Origin of the sequence: Poseidonocella sp. HB161398 (assembly GCF_005870025.1) — a bacterium.
In the GTDB taxonomy this organism is placed as follows: Bacteria; Pseudomonadota; Alphaproteobacteria; order Rhodobacterales; family Rhodobacteraceae; genus Mangrovicoccus.
In genome coordinates this window covers 185035-209951 of record NZ_VATA01000004.1, presented here as the reverse complement: position 1 = coordinate 209951, position 24917 = coordinate 185035, and the positions used below count along the sequence as shown (strand labels likewise).

The window sequence follows — 24917 nt, the reverse complement described above, 5'->3', positions numbered from 1 at the left end:
GCCGCGCCGATGCCCCGTCCCGAGATCCTCTTCCCGCTCTTCGCGGAGCTGACCAGGCTGCCGGGCATCGGTCCCAAGGGGGCGCAGGCCATGGCCGGGCTGGGCGTCGAGCGGCCGCGCGACCTCCTCTTCACGCTGCCCCACGGCGTCATCGACCGGCGGCTGAAGCGCACGGTCACCGAGATCGCCGCCCCGGCGGTCGGCACGGTGGAGGTGCAGGTCCTCTCGCATGACGCGCCGGTGCGGAAGGGGCGGCCCTACCGCGTGCTGGTCGAGGACGAAGGCACGCGCTTCCCGCTGGTCTTCTTCCACGCCCGCACGCCCTGGCTGGAACGCAACCTGCCGGTGGGCGCGCGCCGCATCGTCTCGGGCCGGGTGGAGCATTTCGACGGCCATCCGCAGATGGCGCATCCCGACTACATCCTGGCCCCCGAGGAGGCCGGAACGCTACCGGAATTCGAGCCGGTCTATCCGCTGGCGGCCGGGCTGACGGCAAAGGGCATGCGCAAGGCGGTGGAGGCGGCGCTGGAGCTCGCGCCCGATCTGGAGGAATGGATCGACCCGCATCTCCTGGCGCAGAAGGGCTGGCCGTCCTGGCGCGAGGCGCTTCGACAGGCGCATCATCCCGAGGCGCTGTCCGATCTCGGCCGCGACGCCCCTGCGCGGGCGCGGCTGGCCTATGACGAGCTTCTCGCCCATCAGCTGACCCTGGCCATCGCCCGCCAGCGCGAGCGCCGCCGTGGCGGGCGGGCCACTCAGGGCGACGGGCATCTGCGGAACAAGGTGCTGGCATCGCTGCCTTTCGAGCCGACCGGGGCGCAAGCCCGGGCCGCGGCCGAGATCTCTGCGGACATGGCAGGCGAGACGCGGATGTCGCGGCTCCTGCAGGGCGATGTCGGCGCGGGCAAGACGCTGGTCGCGATGCTGGCGCTGCTGCAGGCGGTCGAGGCCGGCGGGCAGGGCGCGATGATGGCCCCGACCGAAATCCTCGCCCGCCAGCACCTGGCCGGGCTCGCGCCGCTGGCCGAAGCGGCGGGCGTGCAGATGGAGCTGCTGACCGGGCGCGATACCGGCCAGGCGCGCGCGGCCAAGCTGGCGCGGATTGCCAGTGGCGAGGCCGGGATCGTGGTCGGCACCCATGCGCTCTTCCAGGCGGATGTCGCCTTCGCCGATTTGCGCCTGGCGGTGATCGACGAGCAGCACCGCTTCGGCGTCGCCCAGCGGCAGGAGCTGGCGCGCAAGGGGCCGAAGACCGACATGCTGGTGATGACCGCGACGCCGATCCCGCGCTCGCTGGCGCTGGCGCAATATGGCGATCTCGACCTCTCCGTGCTCGACGAGAAGCCCCCCGGGCGCAAGCCGATCCGCACCGCGGTGATGCCGACCGACCGGCTCGACGAGGTGGTCGCCCATCTGGCACGCGCCATCGGCGAGGGGCGGCAGGCCTATTGGGTCTGTCCGCTGGTCGAGGAGAACGAGACGCTGGATCTGACCGCCGCCGAGGCGCGGGCCCGCCATCTGGCGGCCGCCCTTGGCGCGGCCAAGGTCGGGCTGGTCCATGGCCAGATGCCGCCCGCCGAGAAGGATGCCGTGATGGCGCGCTTTTCCTCGGGCGAGCTGCCGGTCCTGGTCGCCACCACGGTGATCGAGGTCGGGGTCGATGTGCCCAATGCCTCGATCATGGTGATCGAACGGGCTGACACCTTCGGCCTGGCGCAGCTCCACCAGCTGCGCGGCCGGGTGGGGCGTGGCTCTGCCGCCTCGACCTGCCTGCTGCTCTACCAGGCGCCGCTGACCGGCCCGGCCGAGCGGCGGCTGACCCTGATGCGCGAGACCGAGGACGGGTTCCGCCTGGCCGAAGAGGACATGGCGATGCGTGGCGTGGGCGACGTGATCGGCCGGGCGCAGTCCGGTCTGCCGCGCTTCCGCGTGGCGGATCTGGAACATCAGGCCGGTCTGATGACCCTGGCCCAGCGGGAGGCGCGCGCCGCGCTGGAAACCGGATTCGCGCCGCTGACCGATCGCGGCCGGGCGCTGACCGTGCTGCTGTGGCTGATGCAGCGCGACGAGGCGCTGCAACTTCTGGATGTCGGCTGATCCTCCGGGATTGACGCCGCTTTTCCCCCAATCACCAGCATAGTACCCCATTGTCGGGTGTTCTCTTTGGGTGTTCCTCGAAGGTTCTTAAAAAGTTCTTTACTTGAATCGAGAATCGGAACAAAAGTGAAACATCAGCTCGAACATGGAGGCCGACAATGCCGACTGTCCTGGAAACGCTTCGCCGCCGCATGACATCCAGTTTCTGCGCCGATCTCGCCGGAATGACGGCGCTGTCCGTGATCGTCCTGGGCTGTCTGCACCTGCCGACATTTCTCTGATCTGCCTGCGAAATGCCCCATCCCGGTTCCTGCCTGTTCCGGTATCCTGCCTGACCGCCCCCCAACGGTCGGCCCATTTGAGGGTTTCGCCATCCTGCCGCCGCAGCCCCTGCCGGGCGCGGCGGCTTTTTTCTGTCAGAAGCTGACCCCCAGGCGCAGCCCGCCCCAGGCACTGCCGGCCACGGTGATCGGCGCCGAGAGGTCTTTCATCATGCGGAACTCGCCGCCGCCATGTCGTGGCGGTAGACCTGCAGCAGGAAGGGTTCGCGGTTGCGCCCGGCCTTCAGCCGACGCGGTCGTCGAAGATGCGTCGGTTGCGGCAGTTCGCGGCGTTCCGGGCCGGATCGCCCGGCCGCTGCGGGCGGGAGAACTGGCGGTTATGCGTCGGCAGGTAGCCGTCGCGGGTCATCGCGGCGCAGAACACGATCTTGGGGTCGAATTTCAGCGCCTCCTCCAGCACTGGCGGCAGCAGGCTGTCGGTGAGCGCGAGGAAGGGGGCGGTGTATTGCGGCGGGTCGCTGAAATCGAACAGCGCCTTGCGGGTTACCCGTCCCTCGGCCAGCGCGGTCTCGAAGAGTGCCGAGACCTGCGCGGCGCGCGCGACGATGAAGCCGATCAGCTGCGCATCGGCCGAGCCGCCGCCCAACGCGACGGTCTGCTGGACCATCGCCTCGCTCTTGTCGATCAACCCGTGGACGCGCTCGCGCGCCTGGCCTATGCCGCCGACGGTTTCCGACACGGCCGTTTCGATGCGGCTGAAATAGGTGCCGAAATCCTGGCCCGCCCGGGCCACGGCGCGGGCCTGCGCCTCCATCCCGCTGGCCTCGTTGCGGGTGGCGCGGACATTGGCGGCGATGGCCGCCAGCGCCTCGTCGGTCTTCTGCCCGCCCTCCAGGACGCCGCTGGCCGTGCGCGCGACCTCGGTCGCCTCGCCGCGCAGCGTGTCGATCCACTGGGTCAGCGTCGTCAGGCTCTCCAGGATGGCGGCGGCCGCGTCCGAGGTGCGGCGCGACAGCTCGTTCACCGCCTCGGCCACCACGGCAAAGCGGCGCCCGGCATTGTCGGCGCGCGCGGCGTCGATCTTGGCATTGATCGCGAGGATGTTGACCTGGCTGGCGATCGAGGTCACCGCGCCGTTGTGCTTGCGCACTTCCTTCAGCGTCTCGGCCACCTCGGTCATCCGCGCATCCAGCGCCTGCACCCATTCCGCCACCGTCTGGGTCCGCGCGCCCGAGCTCTGCACCACGGCGACGGACTGCTCCACTGCGGCCAGGCTGTGCTCCGTCGAGGCGCGGATCGCGTCCAGCGCTTCGATCACCGCGCGGTTGGCCGCCAGGATCTGTTCCGCGCCGCTGCGGGCCTGGGCGAGGATCGGCGTCTGGCCGGAGGCCTTGCCGTCGATATGGTCGATGAAACCCGAGACCTCGACGACCTCGTAGCCCAGAGATGTCGCCGAGCGCGACAGCCGGTCAAGCGTCTCCTGGTCGGGCACGGGGCTGCCGGGGCCGTCCTCATCTGCCATGTCGCGCATGCGGAGCCTCCTCGGCCCGGCCTAGCGCCTAGACATTGAGGATGGCTTAAGTCAGCCGGCCGAGCTGGCCGCCTGCTCGGCCATGGCCGCGAGGATCGCGTCGAGGCAGAGCAGGATCGAGGCATGGCGGTTGCGGAATTCGGCCGCCGGGCGCAGCACCTCGAGATCCGAGAAGGGGGCGGCGGGGACCGGGCCGCCCTCGGTCAGCATCGCCTTCAGCTCGGCGCGCGCGCGGGCGATCTCGTCCTGGCTGCGGCCGATGGCATGGGCGCCGACCACCGAGGCGGCGGCCTGTCCGAGCGCGCAGGCCTTCACGTCCTGGCCGAATTCGGCGATCCGCCCGTCGGGGCCGAGCCGCAGGTCGACCGTCACCGTCGAACCGCAGAGCGGGGCGCGCACCGAGGCCGAGGCCGTCGGATCGGCAAGGCGCCCGGCATGCGGGATCTCGGCGGCCAGCCGCAGGATCCGCTGCGAGTAGAGCTTGATGAGATCGGACTCTGACATGGCTTTTCCTTCGCGGTGCTACCCGGTAGATAGCGGTCCGACCGGCCGATGCAAAGGAAAACTCATGAGTTTCGATCCCGAGAGCCTGACCTATGACGACCGCGGCCTGATCCCGGCGATCGCCCAGGACCATGAGACCGGCGAGGTGCTGATGATGGCCTGGATGAATGCCGAAGCGGTGCGGAAGACACTTGAAGATCGACGCGTAACCTATTGGTCTCGCTCGCGGCAGTCCTTCTGGATCAAGGGGGAGACCTCTGGCCACGTGCAGGAGCTCGTCGATCTGCGCGTCGATTGCGACCGCGACTGCCTGCTGGCCGTGGTGAAGCAGACCGGACCGGCCTGCCACACCAACCGGCGCAGCTGCTTCTACACCTCGGTGACGGGCGGCGAGGAAGTCGAGCTCATGCAGCCGATGGAATGAAGCCGGTCATCTGCCGGATATCCTCTGGCGTGCAGCCCTCGGCGCGATAGGCGGCGATGGCGCGGGCGTCGTCGCGCTTTGCCAGCCGCTTGCCCTCGGCGTCGCGGATCAGCCGGTGGTGATGGTAGGCGGGCGTGCCCAGCCCCAGAAGCCTTTGGAGAAGAACGTGAATGCCGGTGGCGTCGGCCAGATCGGCGCCGCGGGTGACGAGCGTGATGCCCTGCGCGGCGTCGTCGGCGACCACTGACAGGTGGTAGGACGTGCCCATGTCCCGGCGCGACAGCACGACATCGCCGACGCCGGAGATCAGCTCTCCAGCGGTCCAGGACAACTTAAGATCGGCCTGCAAAGGCCCGGTTTCATTGAGCTCTATCTCGTCGGCACCGAGCATCTGCAGGGCTTTGGCCATGTCGAGCCGCAGCGCCACGCCCGCGGGCAGCGGTCCGGCGCGATCATGCAGGTGGCGGCACGTGCCGGGATAGACCAGCCCGTCCGGACCCAGCACCGGAGCGCCTTCCTGCGGCGCCGACAGCGCGGCCTGGATATCGCGGCGGTTGCAGGTGCAGGGATAGAGAATCCCCATTTTCCAGAGGGTTGCGAGGTGATCTTGATATACCTCCATCCGCTCGGACTGGCGCATGGGCGGCAATGGCCAATCGAGGCCGAGCCAGTGCAGATCCTCGGCGATCTGCGCCTCCCAGTGCGGGCGCGCGCGGCTCTGGTCGATATCCTCGATCCTCAGCAGGAACTGGCCGCCTGCGGTGCGGGCCAGATCCGCGGCGACGAAGGCGGCATAGGCATGGCCGATATGGAGCGGCCCGGTCGGAGACGGGGCGAAGCGCGTCCTAGTCGTCACGCGAGAGGCGGTCCATGCGCTTCTCGGCCCCCGCCTGGTAGATCAGGATCCACGCGAGGGCGATGAACATCGGATGGGTGAGGCCGCCTGTGAAGAGGATCGCCGGTATCCAGATCAGGAACACGATGATCGACAGGAAGATGCGCCCGATCAGCAGGATCGAGAGCGGCGGCAGGAAGAGGGCGAGCACATAGTTCATGCCGGATATGTGGTGGCAGCGGCCGGATTTCTCAAGTTGAAACCGCTGCGGCGGCGGGGTGTGCGGCATTCTCCGCCAGGCGGCGGGTGATGGTGCGCATCACCGCGAGGCCGAAGCCGGGATCCTGAAAGGAGAGCTTGAGGAACGCGTCCTCGCCGGCGGCATGGATGGTGCAGTCGGTCAGGCAGCGCGCGCTGGCCGAGCGGGTGGCGGCTTCGGTGAAGAAGGCGATCTCGCCGACGATGTCGCCCGGGCCGAGCCGCAGGCCCAGCTCGGGCAGCTCCACCGTGCCGGCGGCGATGAGATAGACCTTGTCGGGCCGCTCGCCCTGGCGGAAGAGCATCTCGCCGGCGCCGAGCCGTTCGGCCCGGGTGACGGATTTCAGCGCGGAGAAATCGGCCCGGTCGGCGCCCTTCGCCGCGAGCAGGCGGCGGCGCAGGATCAGGATCTCGGCCAGGCGCCAGAGGTTGAAGGGCAGAAGCACGGCCTCCATGAAGACCATCGGCCAGACCTGCTGGACCAGCCCGTAGGCGAGGAACAGCAGGCTCGAGCAGATCGCCAGGATCCGCAGCGGGATCATCGTCTTCATGCCGTAGGAGGCGATCGTGGCCAGCGAGGCGGCCCAGCCAATCAACTCAATTGGATCAATGATCTGGAGCGAAAAGCTCATGTGAAATTCCTCCCTTTCGGCGGCGCCGGGCCGGCGCCGCCCTGTCTTTCCGGGCCGCGTTCAGGCGCCGAGCCAGCCGGTCCAGGCCTCCTTCGCCCGGTCGGTATAGGCCTTGTAGCGGTCCTTGCGGCCGCGCCGTCCGCCACGCGCGTCGATCGGCGGAAAGAGCCCGAAATTGACATTCATCGGCTGGAAGGTCTTCGCCTCTGCGCCGCCGGTGATATGCGTGACAAGCGCTCCGGTCGCGGTCACGTCGGGCGGCGCGCCAAGCGTCCGGCCCAGCATTTCGGACGCGGCCAGCCGGCCAGCCAGAAGCCCCATGCCCGCGCTTTCGACATAGCCCTCGACCCCGGTGATCTGCCCGGCGAAGCGGATATTCGGCCGCGATCTCAGCCGCATCTGGTCATCCAGAAGCGTCGGCGAGTTGAGGAAGGTGTTGCGGTGGATGCCGCCCAGCCGGGCGAAGCGCGCGGTTTCCAGTCCCGGGATCAGCTTGAAGACCTCGGTCTGGGCGCCGTATTTCATCTTGGTCTGGAAGCCGACGATGTTGAAGAGCGTGCCCAGCTTGTTGTCGCGGCGCAGCTGCACCACGGCATGGGCCTTGATCTCGGGCTGGTGCGGGTTCGTCAGGCCGACGGGCTTCATCGGGCCGTGGCGCAGGGTCTCGCGGCCGCGCTCGGCCATCACCTCGATCGGCAGGCAGCCGTCGAAGTACTTCGCCGTCTCGCCCTCGTGGAACTCGGTCTTCTCGGCGGCGAGGATCGCGTCGATGAAGGCGTCGTACTGCGCCTTGTCCATCGGGCAGTTCAGGTAGGCGGTGCGCTCTTCCTCGGTCTCGCCCTTGTCGTAGCGGCTCTGGAACCAGGCCTTCGAGAGGTCGATCGAGTCGAAATAGATGATCGGCGCGATCGCGTCGAAGAAGGCCAGGGCCTCGGCGCCGGTCTCGGCGCGGATCGCCTCGGCGAGGCTGCCCGAGGTCAGCGGGCCGGTGGCGATGATCCACTGGCCGTCTTCGGGCAGGCTGGTGATCTCGCCCTCGGCGACCTCGACCAGCGGATGGGCGCGCAGCCGCTCGGTGACGCCCTGGGAGAAGGCGTCGCGGTCGACGGCCAGCGCGCCGCCCGCGGGCAGGCGGTGGCGGTCGGCCATCTCCATGATCAGCCCGCCGGCCTGGCGCATCTCCCAGTGGAGAAGCCCGACGGCGTTCTGCTCGCTGTCATCCGAGCGGAAGGAGTTGGAGCAGACCATCTCGGCCAGGTCGCCGGTCTGGTGCGCGAAGGTCCCCACCTGGGGGCGCATTTCGTGGATGGTCACCGGCACGCCCATCGAGACCGCCTGCCAGGCCGCCTCGGATCCGGCCATGCCGCCGCCGATGATGTTCAACCGTTCTGTCATGGCGGCGTCTCTACTGCCTTTTGCGGGCAGTGAGAAGCGCCCGCGCGCAGGGGCCGGGTCCCTATGCCGCAAGGTGCATGGCTGGACCGGCGCGGGGCTGCGGGGCCAAAACACGCACAGTCGGTTCGGAAGGTGCCAGTCATGGTCAGGACGTGTTTTCAGGGATCTCTCGCAGCGCCCGGGTTCCTCCGCGCGATCGGCGCGGCAGAGGCGGTTCCGGCGCAGATCGCGCAGGCGCGGCTGGTCGGCGGCGAGCTGGCCGTGCCGGCGATCGGCGCGGGCGAGGGGCCCTTGCCGGTGATGCTGGCCGCGCTTGCCGCCGAGGATCTCGACGCGCTGCGCTATGTTGCGGCGGCGCTGGGGCTCGGCGAGACGGCGCGCCAGGTCGAGACGCCCGAGGGGACGGTCGCGGCGGTCGCCTTCGAGCCCGCCGCGCCGGGCGATGTTCCATGGGCGGAGGCGGAGTTCCTCGGCTGGGGCGCGATCCTCGCCCGGGCGGTTCCCGAGATCCTGGGCTATCGCGGCAGCCTGGCCGCGGCCGAGGTGGCCAGCCGGCTGCCGGTGATCCTGTTCCGCGCCTCCTCGCTGGCCGCGGCGGCGGTGGCGCCGTCGAAGCCGATGCTCTCGGGGCTCGGGCTTGGCGATGTCACCCTGCACGAGCGGCGGCGGCCCTATTCGAGCTATTTCGCGGTCGAGGAGCTGGTCTATTCGCATGCCCGCTTCGACGGCGGCCATAGCGAGCCGGTGCTGCGCGCGGTCTTCATGGCCTCGGACGCGGTGACGGTGCTGCCCTATGACCCGGTGCGCGACCGCGTGCTGGTGGTGGAGCAGGTGCGCGCCGGCCCGATCGCCCGCGGCGATGCCGCCGCCTGGGTGCTGGAGCCGGTGGCGGGGCGGATCGAGCCCGGCCACAGTCCCGAGACCACCGCGCGCAAGGAGGCGGCCGAGGAGGCCGGGCTGGAGCTTGCAGAGCTGCATTTCATCGCGGACTACTACCCGTCGACGGGCTGCTTCTCGGAGTATCTCTATTCCTATATCGGCATTGCCGACCTGCCGGACGAGGCGGCGAAGCTGGCCGGCGTGGCGGCCGAGGGCGAGGATATCCGCGGCCATGTGATGCCGCGGACGGAGCTGGTGCGGATGCTGATGGAGAACGAGATCCCCGACGGTCCGCTCCTGGTTTCCGCCTACTGGCTAGAGCTCAATCTGGCACGGATCCGCGGCGCTGGTTGAACCTTGTCCCGGCCGCGCGTACATAGGCCGGGCTTTGACGAAAGGGTGCATCATGGCGATCTACAAGGACCTCGCTTCGGCCATCGGGAACACGCCTCTGATCCGGCTCAACAAGGTGAGCGAGGAGACCGGCTGCGAGATCCTCGGCAAGGCGGAATTCCTCAATCCCGGCCAGTCGGTGAAGGACCGCGCCGCCCTGTGGATCATCCGCGACGCCATCGAGAAGGGCGAGCTGAAGCCCGGCGGCACGATCGTCGAGGGCACGGCCGGCAATACCGGCATCGGCCTGGCGCTGGTCGGCAGCTCGATGGGCTTCAAGACCGTGATCGTCATTCCCGAGACGCAGAGCCAGGAAAAGAAGGACATGATCAAGCTCGCCGGTGCCGAGCTGGTCCAGGTCCCGGCCGCGCCCTACAGGAACCCCAACAACTACGTGCGCTATTCCGAGCGGCTGGCCATGAAGCTGGCCGAGACCGAGCCGAACGGCGCGATCTGGGCGAACCAGTTCGACAACGTGGCGAACCGCCAGGCGCATATCGACTCGACCGGCCCCGAGATCTGGGAGCAGACCGGCGGCAAGGTCGACGGCTTCATCTGCGCGGTGGGCTCGGGCGGCACGCTGGCGGGCATCGCGATGGCGCTGCAGCCGAAGGGCGTGAAGATCGGCCTCGCCGATCCCGACGGCGCGGCGCTCCACAGCTTCTACACCACGGGCGAGCTGAAGGCCGAGGGCGGCTCGATCACCGAGGGGATCGGCCAGGGCCGGATCACCGCCAATCTCGAGGGCTTCACCCCGGATTACAGCTACAACGTCTCCGATGCCGAGGCGCTGCCCTATGTCTTCGACCTTGCCGAGGACGAGGGGCTGGTGATGGGCGGCTCGACCGCGATCAACATCGCCGGCGCCGTGCGCATGGCGAAGGAGATGGGCCCGGGACACACGATCGTGACCGTGCTGTGCGACTACGGCTCGCGCTACCAGTCGAAGCTCTTCAACCCCGCCTTCCTGAAGGAGAAGGGCCTGCCGGTTCCCGGCTGGCTCGCCGGGCCCGGGCGCAACCTGCCCGAAGTCTTCGCCGAGGCATGAGCATGGCGGGGGGCCTGCGGCGCTGCGGCGGTCCGGCCCCTGCCTCCGGGGCAGCCTGGTGGCTGTCCCTGCGCCGGGCGCTCGCCATGGGCCTGCTGGCGCTCTGCCTCGCGCTCCCGGCCGGGACGGCCGCCGCGCAGAGCGAGGCCGACTACCAGGAATGGGAGGCGCTGGCCAAGCGGGTGGAGCAGACCCTGGCCGTCGGCGCCGCCTCCGACGCGACGCTGCATTCCCTGCGCGAGAAGCTGGTCGTCTGGCGCGACCGCTTCCTGACCGCCAACACCGCCAATAGCGGCCAGCTGGGCACGATCAACCGCAGGCTCGAGGCGCTGCCCGCGCCGCCTGCGGAGGGCGAGACCGAGCCCGAGGCCGTCACCCGCGAGCGCGAGACCCTGACCCGGCAGCGCGAGACGCTGCAGGCGCCCGCGGTGCGCGCCGAGCTGGCCCATGCCCATGCCGACGGGCTGGTGCGCGAGATCGACGACGTGCTGCGCGAGCGCCAGGCGACCGAGCTGATCCAGCGCCTGCCGTCGCCGCTCAATCCGCTGAACTGGACCCAGCCGGTCAGCGAAGTGCTGGGCGTCATCGCCGCCGTGCCGCTGGAGATCGCCCAGCTCTACGGCTCCGGGGACTTCCGCAGCGAGCTCTTGAAGCCTCTGCCCTCGGTCGGGCTGCTGGCCTTCGTCGGCATCCTGCTCTTCTGGCGGGCCGGGCGCTGGACGACGGCGCTGCTGGAATTCGGCGAGTTCCTCAACAGCCGCGTCGCCCGCTTTGCCGTCGACATCCTGGCGGTGACGCTGCAGCTGGTGCTGCCGGTGCTGGGGCTGATCGCGCTGCTGACCGCCATCGGCATGTCGGGGATCCTCGGCGATACCGGGACCTCGCTGCTGTCGGCGGTCTCGCAGCTTGCGCTGACGCTGATCCTGGGCTCGTGGCTGGTGCTGCGCATCTTCCCCGGCCGCCATGACGACGTGCGCGCGGCCAATGCGATCCTGCCCGACCGCCTGGCCGGGGCGGCGCGCCGCGTCGCGATGGGCATGGTGGGCGTGCTCTCCATCGTCGTCGGCCTGACCCGCATCACGGACGAGCTCGATTTCAGCGAGCAGACCGTCGGCTACCTGCAGGTGGTGCCGGTGATCCTGGCCTCGCTCGCGCTCTACCGGCTGGGGCGGCTCTACCGGCGCAGGAACATCCTGCCCGCCGATGCCGCCCGCGCCGAGGAGGCCGGGGATGACGGGCTCTTCATCCGCCGGATCATCGCCGTGCTGGCGGTCTTCGGCCGCGGCGTCGCGCTGGCCGCGCCGGTGCTGGCGCTGGCGGGCTACCTCAACGCCGCCCAGGCGCTGGTCTTCCCGGCCTGCTCGACCTTCCTGCTGCTCTCGGCCACCGGCCGCGTCCAGAGCCTGGTGGCCGAGCTCTTCGTCGTGCTCCACCGCGGCGATTCCGCCGCCGCCAACGGGCTGGGCGCGACGCTGGCCGGGGGCGCGCTCTATCTCGCCAGCGTGCCGCTCCTGGCGCTGCTCTGGGGCGCGCGCTTCGAGGACATGAGCGAGTTCTGGGCGCGGCTGCAGGCGGGCTACAGCTTCGGCGGCGTGACGCTCTCGCCGACGGTGATCGTGATCTTCCTCGCGGTCTTCGCCATCGGCTACGGCATGACCCGCTTCCTGCAGGGGGCGCTGGCGCAGACCATCCTGCCCAAGACCCGGCTCGATCTCGGCGCCCAGCGGGCGATCACCTCGGGGGCGGGCTATATCGGCGTCTTCCTCGCCGGGCTCGCGGCCTTCACCTCGACCGGGCTCGACCTCTCCAGCATCGCCATCGTCGCGGGCGCGCTTTCGGTCGGGATCGGCTTCGGGCTGCAGACCATCGTGTCGAATTTCGTCTCCGGCATCATCCTGCTGATCGAGCGGCCGGTCTCGGAGGGCGACTGGATCGAGGTCGGCGGCCAGATGGGCATCGTCAAGGCGATCGCCGTGCGCGCGACGCGGATCGAGACCTTCGACCGGACCGACGTCATCATCCCGAACTCGGATCTGGTCTCGGGGCTGGTGACGAACTGGACCCGCGGCAACCTGATCGGCCGCGCCATCGTGCCGGTCGGCGTGGCCTATGGCACGGACACCCGGAAGGCGGAGCGGGTGCTGCGCGAGATCGCCGAGGCGCATCCGATGGTGGCGATCACGCCGCCGCCGCAGGTGCTCTTCATCGGCTTCGGCGCCTCGTCGCTGGATTTCGAGATCCGCGCGATCCTGCGCGACATCAACTTCCTGCTGACGGTGAAATCCGACATCTGCCACGAGATCGCCCGGCGCTTCGCCGAGGAGAAGATCGAGATCCCCTTCCCGCAGCAGGATGTCTGGCTGCACGAGGCGGCCGGTCCGCGGCAGCACCCGATCATGCCGGGCCAGGCGCCGCCCCCTGCCGCACCCCCGGCCGCCCCCCCCGCCGCGCCCGAGGCGGGCAGGCGCGGCGCGCCCGACCTGCTGGATGCCGGCGACATGGATGGCGGCGGCGGCGATGGCGACGGGGACGGGCGCTAGCGGGCGGCCGCCGCAGCGCAAGGCAGGCCGGATCCTGCGAAGAGCCTTTCGAAATCGAGAGCCCAGGGGAGGCGCGGGGACGGGTATCCCGGTGCCGCGCAATCCTCCCGCCGCTCGGACCTTTCCGGCCATCGGCACGCTGCCGCAGATCCTGGAGCGCCATCCCCGGGCGCGGGCGCCCTAGCCGGGGAGGCGCCTGCCGGAGGTCTCAGGCAGGCCGCGCGCCGGATCGCTGGCCGGCCGCCGCAGGGCGCGGGCGGCCGGGCTTGGAGGGGCCCCGGACCGGGGCAGATAGAGCCGGAAGACGCTGGCAAGGTGCCGGAGCAATCTGGTCCGCCACCGCGGCAGGGGACAAGGCCGGGGAAATGGTCGCGAAGACGGCGGCCACCGCTCAGCTCCGGGAGCCGCCTTGAGCAATCTGGGAACAATCCCCTTCACGTCGCCCCGGACCTTGAACGCGGTCCTTCGCCTCCACGGAAACGGCCGTTTCCCGGGGCGCGGCCGCGAGATGGCACCCCGGCCCGTGCAATGGACCGCGGCGGACGCGCAGGCGGGGTCCCGGAAACCGTCCGCCAGTCACCCGCGCTTAACCCCGCCGGCGGCACAGTCCGTGCCATGCGCGACAGCCCGGCCCCCCGCGTCGCGGTCCTGACCATGGTCCGCGACGATGAAACCTTCCTGCGGATCTGGACCGGCTACTATGGCGGTCTCTTCGGCAGGTCCGCGCTGACCGTGGTCGCCCATGGCGGTGCCGAGATGGTGCGCGACGTGGCGGCGGGGGCGAATGTGCTGGCCATTCCCTACATCCCCGATCCGCGCTTCGACGCGCTGCGCTGGCGGCTGCTCAACCATCTGGCGCAGGGGCTCCGGCTTTATCACGACCGGGTCATCGTCGGCGATGTCGACGAGCTGGTGATCGCCGATCCGGCCATCGGCACGCTGCCCCGGATCCTGGCGCGCCATCCCCGGGCGCGGGCGCTCACGCCCTTCGGGCTGGAGCTGGTCCACCGGCCCTCGGAAGAGCCCGCACCCTTCGCCGCGCCCTATCTGCGCGCCCGCCGCCATGTCCGCGTCGCGCCGCTCTATGCCAAGCCCTGCGCGATCCGCGGCCAGGTGCGGCTGTCGCGCGGCGGGCATTATGCCGACGTGCCGCGGCTATGCCGACGTGCCGCGGCTGGTCGTGCCCGAGGGGCTCTACCTGCTGCATCTCAAGCATGCCGACCGGGATCTCTTCCGGCAGACGGCCGGCCGCCGCAATGCAACGGCCGAGGAGGCAGGGCTGGCGCGACCGCGGGACGGCATGATCGGAAGACACTGGTTTGCCGGGTCGCGCGACGACGCTGCCGATTTCGCTGCGATCGACGGGGCCGCGATTGACGGGGGCTTCGGCTTTGCCGCCGAGCGCGCGGCGATGGCGGCAAGCTGGGCGCCCCGGCCGGGGACGCCCTTCTTCGCGTTCAGGCTGGCGGCCGGAGACCGGCTCCACCGCCTGCCGGAGCGGTTCTCGTCGCTCTTATGAGCCCATTTCGCCCAGGATCCGCGCCCAGCTGCGCGTGCCCTTCTGGAAGCATTCGAGATCGTATTTCTCGTTCGGCGAATGCAGCGCGTCATCCTCGCGGCCGAAGCCGATCAGCGCGGAATCCATGCCCAGATAGGTCTTGAAATAGCCCGCGATCGGGATCGAGCCGCCCGAGCCGATGAAGGCCGCCTCGACGCCCCATTCCTCGGTCAGCGCCTGGCGGCTCTTCTCGAAGACCGGATGCGAGGTCTCCATCACGCTGGCGGGCGAATTGCCGTGGCCCTTGAACGAGATCTGGCAGTCGGCCGGGACCATGGCGGTAACGTAGTCGCGGAAGCTCTCGCGCAGCTTGTGCGGGTCCTGGCTGCCGACCAGGCGGAAGCTGATCTTGGCATGGGCCTTGGAGGGCAGGACGGTCTTGAAGCCCTCGCCGGTATAGCCGCCCCAGATGCCGTTCACCTCGCAGGTCGGCTGGCTCCAGATCATCTCCAGCGGCGAGCGCCCGGCCTCGCCCGCGGGGATCGACAGGCCGACATCGCCGAGGAAGCGGTCGGCATCGAAGCCGAGCCCGTCCCATTGCGCCTTCAGCTCGGGCGAAAGCTCGGGCACGCCGTCATAGAAGCCCGGCACCGTGACCCGGCCGGTCCCGTCATGCAGCGCGGCGATGATCTTCGCCAGCACCCGGGCCGGGTTCATCGCGACGCCGCCGAACATGCCCGAATGCAGGTCCTTCGACGGGCCGGTGACGGTGATCTCCTCGCCGAGGAGGCCGCGCAGCTGGGTGGTGATCGCGGGCACCGTGTCGGCGAAAAGGGTCGTGTCGCAGATCAGCGCGACATCGGCGGTCAGCTCCTCGGCATTCTCCTTCATGTAGGGCACGAGCGAGGGCGAGCCGCTCTCTTCCTCGCCCTCGAGGAAGATCGTCACCTTGCAGGGCAGGCTGCCGGTTTCGGCGATCCAGGCGCGGCAGGCCTCGACGAAGGTCATCAGCTGGCCCTTGTCGTCGGAGGTGCCGCGGCCGCGGATCACCTGGCCCTTGGGCGTGTCCTGGATCTGCGGATCGAAGGGATCGCGGTCCCACAGCTCCAGCGGATCGACCGGCTGCACGTCGTAATGGCCGTAGAAAAGGACATGCGGCCCCGGCGCGTCGTAATGCGCGACGACCATCGGGTGGCCCGGGGTGGGGCGCTTGGAGGCGTCGAAGCCCATCGAGGCCAGGTCGGCGACCAGCCAGTCCGCCGCCCGGTCGCAATCGGCCTTGTAGGCCGGATCGGTCGAGATCGACGGGATCCTCAGAAGATCGAAGAGCCGCGCGAGCGCGGCGTCGATATCCTGGTCGAGGCGGGCGAGAACGGGGGCAACTGACATCTTGCGACTCCTGGATTGTCGCCCCGGACCCTAACCCCCCTGCCGCCGGACGCAAGCCGGCCGCAGGGGAGGACGGGCTCACATGCCGTCGAGCTGCGCCCGCAGCTGCGAGGGGAAGAGCTGCAGGAGCAGCGTCTCGGTCTTCGCGTCGCCGTCATGGGTGACATAGAGCCGGATATCGACGGGCGTGTCGTCGGCGGGATCGAGTGCCGAGAAATCGAGATCGAACATCGCCCGCCAGTAGTCGGTCGAGACCACCGGGAAGACATCCATGTTGCCGGTCCCGCCCAGCGAGGCCGAGACCTGGAGCTCGACCCCGTCGCCGCGGCCGAGTTCCTCCAGCCCCATCCCGTCGAAATCGCAGACGATCTTGGCGACGCCCTCGGGGCGCGGCTGGCCCGGGACGCCGCCCTTGCCGATCCGGACTGCGCTGAAGCGGCCGGTCGATTGCGGCACGGGGCTGTCCTCGAGCCAGGTCAGGCGGTAGCCGAATTCGTACTCGCTGCCCGAGGTGGCGTCGCCGCCCGGGGTCCACATCGCGACGATGTTGTCGTGAATCTCGTCATTCGTCGGGATCTCGACCAGCGTCACCGCGCCGTCGCCCCAGTCCGCCTTGGGCGCGACCCAGACCGAGGCGCGCTTGTCGTAGAAAACGCCGTCATCCTGGTAGCGGTCGAAGTCCCGCTCGCGCTGCATCAGGCCGAAGCCCTGCACCGAGGGCGTCGAGAAGGCGTTGGCCATGGTGCGCGGCGGGTTGTTCAGCGGCCGCCACAGCCGCTCGCCCGAGCCCGCGAGGATCTCCAGCCCGTCGCTGTCGTGGATCTCGGGACGCCAGTCGGTGCCCAGCCGCTCGTTCATCTTGCCGTACCAGTACATCGAGGTCAGCGGCGCCAGCCCCATGCGTTCGACATCGCCGCGCAGGAAGACCATGGCGTCGACATCCTGGATGATGCCGTTGTCCTGGTGGCTGGCGATGCGGTAGGCGCCGGTGCAGCGCGGGCTTTCCATCAGCGCATAGGCGGTCAGCATGCCGTTCTCGCCCGGCTCCAGCCAGAAGCGGGTGAAGCGCGGGAATTCCTCGGGCCCGTCGGGGATGGCGGTGTCCAGGGCCAGGCCGCGCACCGACAGGCCGAACTGTCCCGAATAGCCGGAGGTCCGCCAGTAGGCCGCGCCGAGGAAGGCCATCCAGTCGGATTTCATGTCCGGATTCATCACCCGGAACCCGGCGAAGCCCTCGGTCTGGGTCAGCGCCGTGGCGGGGTTGCCGTCGGGAATGTCGAAGAGGTCGAGCGAGAAGGGCACCTCGCGCGCCATCCCGTCCTCGACCGCGTAGATATGCACCGGCTGCGGGAAGTAGCGGCCCGGGAAGAAGAACTGCACCGGCGAGCGGTCGCCCTGGCCGGCCCAGAGCGTGTCCTCCTTGCGGTAGGTGATCTGGTTGTGGGCGTCGTAGTCGATCAGGTCGACGATGTCGGGATTGGCGACATTCATCGGCGTGAACGGGTGCTGGGCCAGGGCGCGCGCGCGCTCCTTGAGGATGTCGAAGGAGAAGGGCTCGGCCTCGCCGGTCGCCTGGACCGGGGCCTGGGCATGGGCCAGCCGCGGCAGCAGGAAGAAGGCGCCGGCGCCGAGCGCCTTCAGGATGTCGCGTCTGTTCGTCTGATGATCCATCTTCGTCTCGACTCGCTTGGGGTCACGCAATTGGGCCCGGCCGATCTGACCGGGCCTTCTCTGTCTTGTCAAAGAGCTAGCGGCGGCTGGCGGGAAAGAGCTAGGGGCGGCTTGACCTGGATCAATGTGATCGGCGGGTCTCCGCTGGCAGGGACGGGGGCGGGGCTAAAACTTTGGTCTGGCATTTACGAAATTGTCAGCGGTGACGCATTGCATTTGCGCCACATATGCGGGCAAGTAGCGCATGGACTGACCCAGGACCGAAACCAGGTCTCCGCAGGGGCGGGGATCCAGCCACGAAAAGGGCAAGACCGCAGTGGACTATTCCGCCAGCATCGACGCGGCGCTGGAGCGCCTTCACACTGAAGGCCGGTACCGCACCTTCATCGACATCGCCCGCGAGAAGGGGAACTTCCCCCACGCCACATGGCACCGTCCCGACGGGTCGACGAAGCCCGTAACGGTCTGGTGCGGCAACGACTACCTGGGCATGGGCCAGCATCCGGCAGTCCTGGCGGCGATGCACGAGGCGCTGGACGCGACCGGCGCGGGCTCGGGCGGCACGCGCAACATCTCGGGCACGACGGTCTGGCACAAGCAACTGGAGGCCGAGCTCGCCGATCTCCACCAGAAGGAGGCGGCGCTGGTCTTCACCTCCGCCTATATCGCCAATGACGCGACGCTCTCGACGCTGCCGAAGCTGTTTCCCGGGCTGCACATCATCTCGGACGAGCTGAACCACGCCTCGATGATCGAGGGCATCCGCCACGGCAACTGCCCCAAGCACATCTTCCGCCATAACGACCTGGGCCATCTGCGCGAGATCCTCGAGACCATCCCGAAGGATGCGCCGAAGCTGATCGCCTTCGAGTCGGTCTATTCGATGGATGGCGATTTCGGCCCGATCGACGCGATCTGCGACCTCGCCGACGAATTCGGCGCTCTGACCTATATCGACGAGGTGCATGCGGTCGGCATGTACGGTCCCCGCGGCGGCGGCGTGACCGAGGCCCAGGGCAACGTCCATCGCATCGACATCGTCAACGGCACGCTGGGCAAGGCCTTCGGCGTCCATGGCGGCTATATCGCGGCCTCCGGGAAGATGTGCGACGCGATCCGCTCCTATGCGCCGGGCTTCATCTTCACCACCTCGCTGCCGCCCGTCGTGGCAGCCGGGGCCGCGGCCTCTATCGCGCATCTGAAGACCGATGCCGAGCGGCGCGAGCGGCACCAGGCCACGGCCCGCGTGCTCAAGGCGCGGCTCAAGGGCATGGGCCTGCCGATCATCGACAATGGCAGCCATATCGTGCCGCTGCTCGTCGGCGATCCGGTCAAGTGCAAGATGATCTCGGACCGGCTGCTGGAAGACCACGGCATCTATGTCCAGCCGATCAACTTCCCCACCGTGCCGCGCGGCACGGAGCGGCTGCGCTTCACGCCTTCGCCGGTCCACGGGCCCGCGGACATGGACGCGCTGATCCGCGCGCTGGACGACCTCTGGTCGCAATGCGCCCTGTCGCGGCAGCAGCTTTCCGCCTGATTTCGACGGGCAGCCGGACCTGTTCCCGGGGACAGGTCCGTAAAATCCCCCGGTTTTTGGCCTGGCCGGGTGCGAGGCTTGTTGAAATGTGCTAACCCTATCTTATAACGCACCCGCTAATCGAATCGTGGGGCATCTTGGGGACACGGGCGGCAACCATGGGCTGGAACCTATGACAAGGCGCGACTCCGCGCAGGCTGACGGACAATATCAGGAGACGCCGCGAGGCTTCGACGACTACGAGCTGCTGCTCGGCGATATCCTGAGGGGCGAACGCGCGACCTTGGGCAAGTCGCTCCTGGACGTTCAGCGCGACATCAAGGTCAAGGCAGGCTATATCGCCGCCATCGAGGACGGGGACCTTTCCGCCTTCGAGACCCCCGGATTCATCGCAGGCTATGTCCGCTCCTACGGCCGCTATCTCGGGCTCGACCCCGAGCTGGTCTACCAGGCCTTCTGCGAGCAGACCGGATTTTCGCATGTCGAGGGGCTGGGCGCCCGCGCCTATGCCAAGGCCAAGCCCGCCGCGGGCGGAAGGGGCCGCGCGTCGAAGCCGCGCGCCGTCGCCTATCAGGGCGGCGATGCCGTTCTGGCCCGCAATCCGCTCTACCGTGCGCCGCGCGCCGCCAAGTTCGGCGAGATCCGCCCCGGCGCCATCGCGTCGATGGCCGCGCTGCTGGCGCTGCTCGGCGGGCTGGGCTACGGCGCCTGGTCGGTGCTGCAGTCGATCCAGCGGGTGACGCTGGCGCCCGCGGACACGCCGGTCGTCGCGCTCGATATCGGCCCGGACCCCGAGCCGGTCGCCGGGCTGGAAACGGCCGAAGTGACCCGCTCCACCGGCGAGGCGCTGATGAATCTCTACCGTCCGCAGGCGCTCGAGGCGCCGGTGATGGTCGCCCGCGACGGGCCGATCTCGACGCTCGATCCGCGCGGGCAGGGCGCCTATGCCGGGATCGGGCCGGAGGCCGTGCACCAGCTGGCAGGCATCTCGACCGCCGCGCCGGCGATTCCGGTCAGCTACCTGCCCGAGCCGCAGGGACCGGTGCCCGCCGCGTCGCAGCCGGTGCAGATGGCCGATGTCTCCGTCGTCGCGCCGCCCTCGCCAGAGGTGGTGCTTTTCGCCAATGCCGCGGTCTGGCTGCGCGTCAGCGCCGCCGACGGCACCGTCCTGCTGGAGAAGACCATGCAGGCCGGGGACCGCTATGTCCTGCCGAAGACCGAGACGCCGCCGAAGCTGCGCGCGGGCAATTCCGGCGCGCTCTTCTTCGCGGTGAACGGCGAGACGCTCGGCCCGGCCGGGGCCGCGGGCTCCGTCACCAAGAATGTCGAACTGTCGGTGGCCGCGCTCAGCGACCGCTACCGGCCGGTCGATCTGACCGCCGCCGATCCCGAGCTGCGCCGCCTTGCCGAACTTGTGATCCAGCCGGAGACCCCCCTGGCGGAGTGAGCCGCATTGCGGCCGGGCCGGGGCTCCCTTATGGTCCGGCCCAAGTCACATGCCACCGGAGCACCCAATGTCGCTCAACCACGTCCGCCCCTGGAAGAACATCTACCGCCGCACGTCGCGCCAGATCATGGTGGGGAACGTGCCGGTCGGCGGCGACGCGCCGATCGCGGTCCAGACCATGACGAATACCGACACCTCCGACGTGGCGGCGACGGTGGCGCAGGTCCAGGCCGCGGCAGAGGCGGGGGCGGATATCGTCCGCGTCTCCACCCCCGACGAGGCCGCGACCCGCGCGCTGAAGGAGATCGTCCGCGAAAGCCCCGTGCCGATCGTGGCGGATATCCATTTCCACTACCGCCGCGCCATCGAGGCCGCCGAGGCGGGCGCCGCCTGCCTGCGGATCAACCCGGGCAATATCGGCGACGAGAAGCGCGTCAAGGAGGTCATCCAGGCCGCCAAGGACCATGGCTGCTCGATCCGCATCGGCGTCAATGCCGGCTCGCTGGAGCGGCACCTGCTGGAGAAATACGGAGAGCCCTGTCCCGACGCGATGGTCGAGTCGGCGCTGGAGCATATCCGCATCCTCGAAGACAACGACTTCCGCGAGTACAAGGTCAGCGTGAAGGCCTCGGACGTGTTCCTCTCGGCGGCGGCCTACCAGGCGCTGGCCGAGGCGACCGACTGCCCGCTGCATCTGGGCATCACCGAGGCGGGCGGCTTCGTTTCGGGCACGATCAAGTCGGCGATCGGGCTCGGCAACCTCCTGTGGATGGGGATCGGCGACACACTGCGCGTCTCGCTCTCGGCCGATCCGGTCGAGGAGGTCAAGGTCGGCTTCGAGATCCTGAAATCGCTCGGGCTGCGCCATCGCGGCGTCAACATCATCTCGTGTCCGAGCTGCGCGCGCCAGGGCTTCGACGTCATCAAGACGGTCGAGATCCTCGAGAAGCGGCTGGAGCACATCAAGACGCCGATGAGCCTGTCGATCATCGGCTGCGTGGTCAACGGGCCGGGCGAGGCGCTGATGACCGATGTCGGCTTCACCGGCGGCGGCGCGGGTGCGGGCATGGTCTACCTGGCCGGCAAGCAGAGCCACAAGTTGTCGAACGAGCAGATGGTCGAGCATATCGTCGAGCAGGTCGAGAAGAAGGCCGCCGAGATCGAGGCGGCCGGCGCCGCCGAAGCGGCCGAATAGGCCGCGCCCGGCCGACGCGGCGCCGGGATCCTGCACCAGCCGCGCAAGGAGCTAGGACATGTCGATGTCGGGACGGAAGTACCGGCTGGGGCGCTCGGCCGCGTGGCTGCTGTCGCTTCTCGGCTGGGTGGTGATGGCGGGCGGGCTGGTGATGCTGGGGCTCGGGGTGTTCCAGATGATCCGTCTGGGCACGCGCGACCTGCTGACGCTCGCGCCCTATATCGGCGGCGGGGCGGCGGTGCTCTTGAACGGGCTCTTCATGGTGGCGGGCGCGCAGCTGATGCTGGCAGTGTTCGACATCGCGCTCTCGGGCCGGGCGCTGGTGCTCAACGTGCCGGGCAAGGGCGCCGCCGCCCCGCCCGAGACCCTGGCCCCGGAGGCGCCCGTCCAGCGCCGCGGCGGCCGGGCCGAGCCGCTGCTGCGCCGCCCGGCGCAAGGGGACGAGGACGAGGACTGACCCTCAGCCCAGCGTGCTGTCGAGCGCATCGACCGAGGCGGCCAGCTCCTTTGCGGCGGCCAGGCATTCGGCGTCGATTTCCGTGAACATCCCCCGGTAGGCCTTCAGCAGCTTCGCCGCCTCGGGCATGCGGGCGGGATCGAGCATGCCGTCGGTCTCCAGCCGGTCGCCGACATCCTCGAGCGCGGCGCGGATCGCCCGGGTCATCTGGTCGGCCTCCATGTGGAACTCCATCTCCACGTCGCAGACCCGGCCGATCGCCTCGGCGATGCGCCGCTCCTTCTCCTCGGAATGCAGCCCCAGCACGGCGGCCAGCCCCGAGAGCCCCTGCGGCGCGGCCTCCTCCATGATCCGGTCGGCATGCTGGCGGATCACCGAGCAGTGGCCGCGCAGCACGCCGATCACCCGCCCGGCCTCCTCGGCCTTTGCCTTCTGGTGGTAGAGCGCATCGGCGAAGGCCTGCAGGCTGGCGGCGCTGCCGTCGCCGCCGACGAAGCGGAAATGGGTGATCAGGGTGGAGGCGGCGGAGAGCGCCATCGCGGTGTTGCGCAGCTCGTTGCACATCACCGCCAGATCCTCGGCCACCTGCGGGTGGCGCGTGCGGACATAGTCGCGCCCCTCGCGCACCGCCTTCGAGATCGTGCGGATGCTCGAGATCACCGAAGCGACCGATTTCAGCGACTGCTCGACGTCCTGGATGATGCTCATGTCTGTCTCCTCCCGGCCGGAGCCTGCCTCAAGGGCAGGGCGGCGGCAAGGAGGAGCGAGGGGCGGTCAGCCCTCGGCGCGCTCGTCCGCCGCGACCTGGCGCATCGCGTCGAGCGGCAGGTAGCCGCGCAGGATCTCGTTGCCCATGATGAAGGTCGGCGTGCCCGAGATCGACAGCTTCTGCGCCAGCTCGTGGTTCGCCTGCAGCTCGGCCGTGACCGACGGGTCCTCCATATGCGCGGTGACCGCGGCGACATCGACGCCGGCGTCCTGGCCGATCCGCTCCAGCGCCTCGGGGGTGACGTTGCCGCGCAGCGTCATCAGCGCGTCATGGACCTGCTCGTAGGCCGCGTCGCCGGCAAGCTGGCGCACCGCCACGGCGAAGCGCGAGGAGGTCACGGATTCCTCGCCGAGGATCGGGAATTCCTTGACGATGAACTTGATGTTGCCGTCGCTCTCGACCAGCTTGTTCACCTCGTCATAGGCCTTGCGGCAGTAGCCGCAGCGGTAGTCCATGAACTCGACCAGCACCAGGTCGCCCTCGGGATTGCCGCCGACCCAGCTGTAGCCGTCCTCGAAGAGCGCGTCCGCGTTGGCGGCGACCAGATCGCCGTCGGCGGCAGACTGCGCCTGGGCCTGGCGGCTTTCCAGGACGCCGATCGCCTCCATCAGCACTTCGGGATTGTCGAGCAGGTAGCTGCGGATCTCCTCGCGGAACTCCGCGCGCTCGTCGTCGGACATGGCGCCGATGTCGAAGGCGGCGGCCGGGAGCGCCAGGCTGGCGGCGAGGCCGAGGCCCGCCAGGGTGCTGCGGATTGGGGTCATCGGTGTCTCACTTCCTGTCCTTGGCCGCTTGCTCGGCGGCGTCTACTATGTCCTGCGCCCGGGCCCAGCCGGGCGAGCCGACCGGCAGTCCGGCCATCGCGCGGCGCGCATGCAGGAGCGCATCCTTGTCGTCCCCTATTAGCGCGTATCGTTCCGCGGTGTGAAGAGAGGCCATCGCCGGCTCGCCCGCCCGCGCATAGGCCATGGCAAGATCCCGCAGAAGACGCGGGTCGCGGGCATCGCGGGCGCGCGCGGCCTTCAGCACCTCCAGCGCCTCGGCATTCTTCGCCTTGGTGTCCTCGACCAGCAGCGCATGGCCGAGCCCGGCCATGATCTGGGTCTCGCGCGGGGCCAGTTCGGCGGCGCGGCGGTAGGAGGCCTCGGCCTCCGCGAAGCGGTTCGATTCCAGCGCGATCCAGCCCCTGAGCTCGTGCAGGTAGGCGTCGTCGGGGCGCTCTGCCAGGACCGGGTCGAGCTCCGCCCAGGCGGCCTCGGCGCGGCCGAGCTTGTACTGCGCCAGCGCGCGGCCGATATGGCCGGCATCCGAAGTGTCCGAGGCGGGATAGCGCCGGAACGTGTAGTCGGGATCGCGCAGGTAGCTGCCCAGCTTGGCCTGCAGCCGCGAGAACCAGTAGGCGGCCAGCGCCTGGTCCGAGGTCTTCGGCCCGAGGATCTCGGCATAGTCGTTGATCGCCCGGATCCGGTCGCGCGACAGCGGGTGGGAGCGCAGATAGGGATCCTGGCGCACCGGCGAGATGTCCTCCTGCCCGGCGAAGATCTCCATCACGTCGGACATCGCCGAGGGATCGATCCCGGCCCGCGCCATGAAGCGCATGCCCGAGCGGTCGGCGGCGGCCTCCTCCTCGCGGGTATGGCCGAGGAACACGCCCCGTGCCGCCCCGGCGGAGCCGTAGGCGAGGCCGAGCCCGGCGCCGGGATTGCCGCTGAGCGCGCCTGCCGCCAGACCCAGCGCCAGGCCGAGGCTGGAGCCGAGCTTGGCATTGTCGGCATTGATCCGCCGGCGCACCATGTGGCCGTTGGTGACATGCGCCAGCTCGTGGGCGATCACCGCCTGCAGCTCCTCGGGCGAGTCGAGCCGCAGGATCAGCCCGGCATGGATGAAGACCGCGCGCCCGTCGGTGACGAAGGCGTTCAGCGTCATGTCGTTGACGATCAGCACCTTGATGCTGCCGCCATAGAGATTGGCGGAGGTCATCACCGGCAGCGCGATGAGGTCGAGCGCGTATTCCAGCCCGGCGTCGCGGATCAGCGACTGCGCCCAGACGCCCGTCGCCAGGCAGGCCGCGACCGCGGCCGCCGCGAACCGTCTGACAAGGGTGCGAGCCCCGAGTTTCGCCATTGACCCTGCC

Annotated in this window: 22 protein-coding genes; 11 read left to right on the top strand and 11 right to left on the bottom strand. The window is 69.5% G+C overall.

Translation table 11 applies throughout. The features are described from left to right. Nucleotides 1–9 precede the first annotated feature (9 nt). Nucleotides 10–2097 (top strand): ATP-dependent DNA helicase RecG, encoded by a 2088-nt coding sequence (gene recG / locus FGX59_RS05445; protein WP_138465507.1) that lies wholly within the window; start codon nt 10–12, stop codon nt 2095–2097. A gap of 158 nt (nt 2098–2255) precedes the next feature. Beyond that, nucleotides 2256–2378 carry a hypothetical protein gene (locus tag FGX59_RS39265; protein WP_255471539.1) on the top strand — a complete coding sequence of 41 codons (123 nt, stop codon included), beginning with the start codon at nt 2256–2258 and terminating at the stop codon, nt 2376–2378. A gap of 283 nt (nt 2379–2661) precedes the next feature. Here FGX59_RS39265 and FGX59_RS05440 read toward each other — a convergent pair whose 3' ends face one another. Both FGX59_RS05440 and FGX59_RS05435 read right to left on the bottom strand, forming a co-directional pair. Then, nucleotides 2662–3909: a methyl-accepting chemotaxis protein gene (locus tag FGX59_RS05440; RefSeq protein WP_240722253.1), complete on the bottom strand. Its 1248-nt coding sequence runs from the start codon at nt 3907–3909 to the stop codon at nt 2662–2664. A gap of 51 nt (nt 3910–3960) precedes the next feature. After that, nucleotides 3961–4413, bottom strand: coding sequence for an iron-sulfur cluster assembly scaffold protein (locus FGX59_RS05435; RefSeq protein ID WP_138465506.1), 453 nt, complete (start codon nt 4411–4413; stop codon nt 3961–3963). A 64-nt stretch (nt 4414–4477) separates the two neighbouring features. Between FGX59_RS05435 and hisI the strand changes: the two genes are divergently transcribed. Next, on the top strand, nt 4478–4837 hold the full coding sequence (gene hisI, locus FGX59_RS05430) for a phosphoribosyl-AMP cyclohydrolase (protein WP_138465505.1): 360 nt from the start codon (nt 4478–4480) through the stop codon (nt 4835–4837). Here the strand turns inward: hisI and gluQRS are convergent. From gluQRS to trmFO, 4 genes are read right to left on the bottom strand one after another with little or no spacing between them, the layout of a single operon-like run. After that, on the bottom strand, nt 4818–5693 hold the full coding sequence (gene gluQRS / locus FGX59_RS05425) for a tRNA glutamyl-Q(34) synthetase GluQRS (protein ID WP_138465504.1): 876 nt from the start codon (nt 5691–5693) through the stop codon (nt 4818–4820). The genes hisI and gluQRS overlap by 20 nt on opposite strands. Beyond that, complete coding sequence (locus FGX59_RS05420) at nt 5683–5892, bottom strand: hypothetical protein (protein ID WP_138465503.1); 210 nt, start codon at nt 5890–5892, stop codon at nt 5683–5685. The genes gluQRS and FGX59_RS05420 overlap by 11 nt, the downstream gene beginning before the upstream one ends. Nucleotides 5893–5923: 31 nt before the next feature. Further along, nucleotides 5924–6562, bottom strand: a complete 639-nt coding sequence (locus FGX59_RS05415; protein ID WP_138465502.1) for a cyclic nucleotide-binding domain-containing protein — start codon at nt 6560–6562, stop codon at nt 5924–5926. Between the two features lie 60 nt (nt 6563–6622). Further along, nucleotides 6623–7957 carry a methylenetetrahydrofolate--tRNA-(uracil(54)-C(5))-methyltransferase (FADH(2)-oxidizing) TrmFO gene (trmFO, locus tag FGX59_RS05410; RefSeq protein ID WP_138465501.1) on the bottom strand — a complete coding sequence of 445 codons (1335 nt, stop codon included), beginning with the start codon at nt 7955–7957 and terminating at the stop codon, nt 6623–6625. 141 nt (nt 7958–8098) lie between these two features. Between trmFO and FGX59_RS05405 the strand changes: the two genes are divergently transcribed. The 4 genes from FGX59_RS05405 (at nt 8099) to FGX59_RS05390 (ending at nt 14194) form a co-directional block, all read left to right on the top strand. Next, the gene (locus tag FGX59_RS05405; protein WP_171060521.1) at nt 8099–9190 is read left to right on the top strand and encodes an NUDIX domain-containing protein; all 1092 of its coding nucleotides are present in this window, start codon (nt 8099–8101) and stop codon (nt 9188–9190) included. Nucleotides 9191–9242: 52 nt separating this feature from the next. After that, a complete protein-coding gene (locus tag FGX59_RS05400) occupies nt 9243–10277 on the top strand; it encodes a cysteine synthase A (RefSeq protein ID WP_138465499.1) in 1035 nt (344 codons plus the stop codon). Between the two features lie 2 nt (nt 10278–10279). Beyond that, the gene (locus tag FGX59_RS05395) at nt 10280–12817 is read left to right on the top strand and encodes a DUF3772 domain-containing protein (RefSeq protein WP_171060520.1); all 2538 of its coding nucleotides are present in this window, start codon (nt 10280–10282) and stop codon (nt 12815–12817) included. A 615-nt stretch (nt 12818–13432) separates the two neighbouring features. Further along, entirely contained in the window at nt 13433–14194 is a 762-nt protein-coding gene (locus tag FGX59_RS05390; protein ID WP_138465497.1) for a hypothetical protein, read from the top strand. Between the two features lie 136 nt (nt 14195–14330). On the opposite strand, the gene FGX59_RS05380 is transcribed toward FGX59_RS05390, so the two are convergent. Both FGX59_RS05380 and FGX59_RS05375 read right to left on the bottom strand, forming a co-directional pair. Continuing rightward, nucleotides 14331–15704 carry a M20/M25/M40 family metallo-hydrolase gene (locus tag FGX59_RS05380; RefSeq protein WP_138465495.1) on the bottom strand — a complete coding sequence of 458 codons (1374 nt, stop codon included), beginning with the start codon at nt 15702–15704 and terminating at the stop codon, nt 14331–14333. Nucleotides 15705–15782: 78 nt separating this feature from the next. Continuing rightward, complete coding sequence (locus tag FGX59_RS05375; protein ID WP_138465494.1) at nt 15783–17375, bottom strand: glucan biosynthesis protein; 1593 nt, start codon at nt 17373–17375, stop codon at nt 15783–15785. A gap of 316 nt (nt 17376–17691) precedes the next feature. On the opposite strand from FGX59_RS05375, the gene hemA reads away from it, so the two are divergent. From hemA to FGX59_RS05355, 4 genes are all read left to right on the top strand, one after another. Then, nucleotides 17692–18915, top strand: a complete 1224-nt coding sequence (hemA, locus tag FGX59_RS05370) for a 5-aminolevulinate synthase (RefSeq protein ID WP_138465493.1) — start codon at nt 17692–17694, stop codon at nt 18913–18915. A 172-nt stretch (nt 18916–19087) separates the two neighbouring features. After that, nucleotides 19088–20362: a helix-turn-helix domain-containing protein gene (locus FGX59_RS05365; protein WP_138465492.1), complete on the top strand. Its 1275-nt coding sequence runs from the start codon at nt 19088–19090 to the stop codon at nt 20360–20362. A gap of 67 nt (nt 20363–20429) precedes the next feature. After that, the gene (ispG, locus tag FGX59_RS05360; RefSeq protein WP_138465491.1) at nt 20430–21557 is read left to right on the top strand and encodes a flavodoxin-dependent (E)-4-hydroxy-3-methylbut-2-enyl-diphosphate synthase; all 1128 of its coding nucleotides are present in this window, start codon (nt 20430–20432) and stop codon (nt 21555–21557) included. Nucleotides 21558–21615: 58 nt separating this feature from the next. Next, the gene (locus tag FGX59_RS05355) at nt 21616–22014 is read left to right on the top strand and encodes a hypothetical protein (protein ID WP_138465490.1); all 399 of its coding nucleotides are present in this window, start codon (nt 21616–21618) and stop codon (nt 22012–22014) included. 3 nt (nt 22015–22017) lie between these two features. On the opposite strand, the gene FGX59_RS37480 is transcribed toward FGX59_RS05355, so the two are convergent. From FGX59_RS37480 to FGX59_RS05340, 3 genes are all read right to left on the bottom strand, one after another. Then, nucleotides 22018–22722, bottom strand: a complete 705-nt coding sequence (locus FGX59_RS37480; protein WP_171060519.1) for a hypothetical protein — start codon at nt 22720–22722, stop codon at nt 22018–22020. 66 nt (nt 22723–22788) lie between these two features. Continuing rightward, complete coding sequence (locus tag FGX59_RS05345; protein WP_138465489.1) at nt 22789–23547, bottom strand: DsbA family protein; 759 nt, start codon at nt 23545–23547, stop codon at nt 22789–22791. Between the two features lie 7 nt (nt 23548–23554). Beyond that, nucleotides 23555–24907, bottom strand: coding sequence for a M48 family metalloprotease (locus tag FGX59_RS05340; RefSeq protein ID WP_138465488.1), 1353 nt, complete (start codon nt 24905–24907; stop codon nt 23555–23557). Nucleotides 24908–24917: the final 10 nt, after the last annotated feature.

Bases quoted from the DNA above. Each gene is read 5' to 3' on its own strand.
- recG (WP_138465507.1), top strand. From the start codon at position 10: ATGCCCCGTCCCGAGATCCTCTTCCCGCTCTTCGCGGAGCTGACCAGG.
- FGX59_RS05395 (WP_171060520.1), top strand. From the start codon at position 10,280: ATGGCGGGGGGCCTGCGGCGCTGCGGCGGTCCGGCCCCTGCCTCCGGG.
- FGX59_RS37480 (WP_171060519.1), bottom strand. From the start codon at position 22,722: ATGAGCATCATCCAGGACGTCGAGCAGTCGCTGAAATCGGTCGCTTCG.
- hisI (WP_138465505.1), top strand. From the start codon at position 4,478: ATGAGTTTCGATCCCGAGAGCCTGACCTATGACGACCGCGGCCTGATC.
- FGX59_RS05340 (WP_138465488.1), bottom strand. From the start codon at position 24,907: ATGGCGAAACTCGGGGCTCGCACCCTTGTCAGACGGTTCGCGGCGGCC.
- FGX59_RS05435 (WP_138465506.1), bottom strand. From the start codon at position 4,413: ATGTCAGAGTCCGATCTCATCAAGCTCTACTCGCAGCGGATCCTGCGG.
- FGX59_RS05415 (WP_138465502.1), bottom strand. From the start codon at position 6,562: ATGAGCTTTTCGCTCCAGATCATTGATCCAATTGAGTTGATTGGCTGG.
- FGX59_RS05390 (WP_138465497.1), top strand. From the start codon at position 13,433: ATGCGCGACAGCCCGGCCCCCCGCGTCGCGGTCCTGACCATGGTCCGC.
- FGX59_RS05380 (WP_138465495.1), bottom strand. From the start codon at position 15,704: ATGTCAGTTGCCCCCGTTCTCGCCCGCCTCGACCAGGATATCGACGCC.
- FGX59_RS39265 (WP_255471539.1), top strand. From the start codon at position 2,256: ATGCCGACTGTCCTGGAAACGCTTCGCCGCCGCATGACATCCAGTTTC.
- FGX59_RS05400 (WP_138465499.1), top strand. From the start codon at position 9,243: ATGGCGATCTACAAGGACCTCGCTTCGGCCATCGGGAACACGCCTCTG.
- FGX59_RS05345 (WP_138465489.1), bottom strand. From the start codon at position 23,547: ATGACCCCAATCCGCAGCACCCTGGCGGGCCTCGGCCTCGCCGCCAGC.
- FGX59_RS05405 (WP_171060521.1), top strand. From the start codon at position 8,099: ATGGTCAGGACGTGTTTTCAGGGATCTCTCGCAGCGCCCGGGTTCCTC.
- FGX59_RS05375 (WP_138465494.1), bottom strand. From the start codon at position 17,375: ATGGATCATCAGACGAACAGACGCGACATCCTGAAGGCGCTCGGCGCC.
- FGX59_RS05355 (WP_138465490.1), top strand. From the start codon at position 21,616: ATGTCGATGTCGGGACGGAAGTACCGGCTGGGGCGCTCGGCCGCGTGG.
- FGX59_RS05440 (WP_240722253.1), bottom strand. From the start codon at position 3,909: ATGCGCGACATGGCAGATGAGGACGGCCCCGGCAGCCCCGTGCCCGAC.
- FGX59_RS05420 (WP_138465503.1), bottom strand. From the start codon at position 5,892: ATGAACTATGTGCTCGCCCTCTTCCTGCCGCCGCTCTCGATCCTGCTG.
- ispG (WP_138465491.1), top strand. From the start codon at position 20,430: ATGTCGCTCAACCACGTCCGCCCCTGGAAGAACATCTACCGCCGCACG.
- FGX59_RS05365 (WP_138465492.1), top strand. From the start codon at position 19,088: ATGACAAGGCGCGACTCCGCGCAGGCTGACGGACAATATCAGGAGACG.
- trmFO (WP_138465501.1), bottom strand. From the start codon at position 7,957: ATGACAGAACGGTTGAACATCATCGGCGGCGGCATGGCCGGATCCGAG.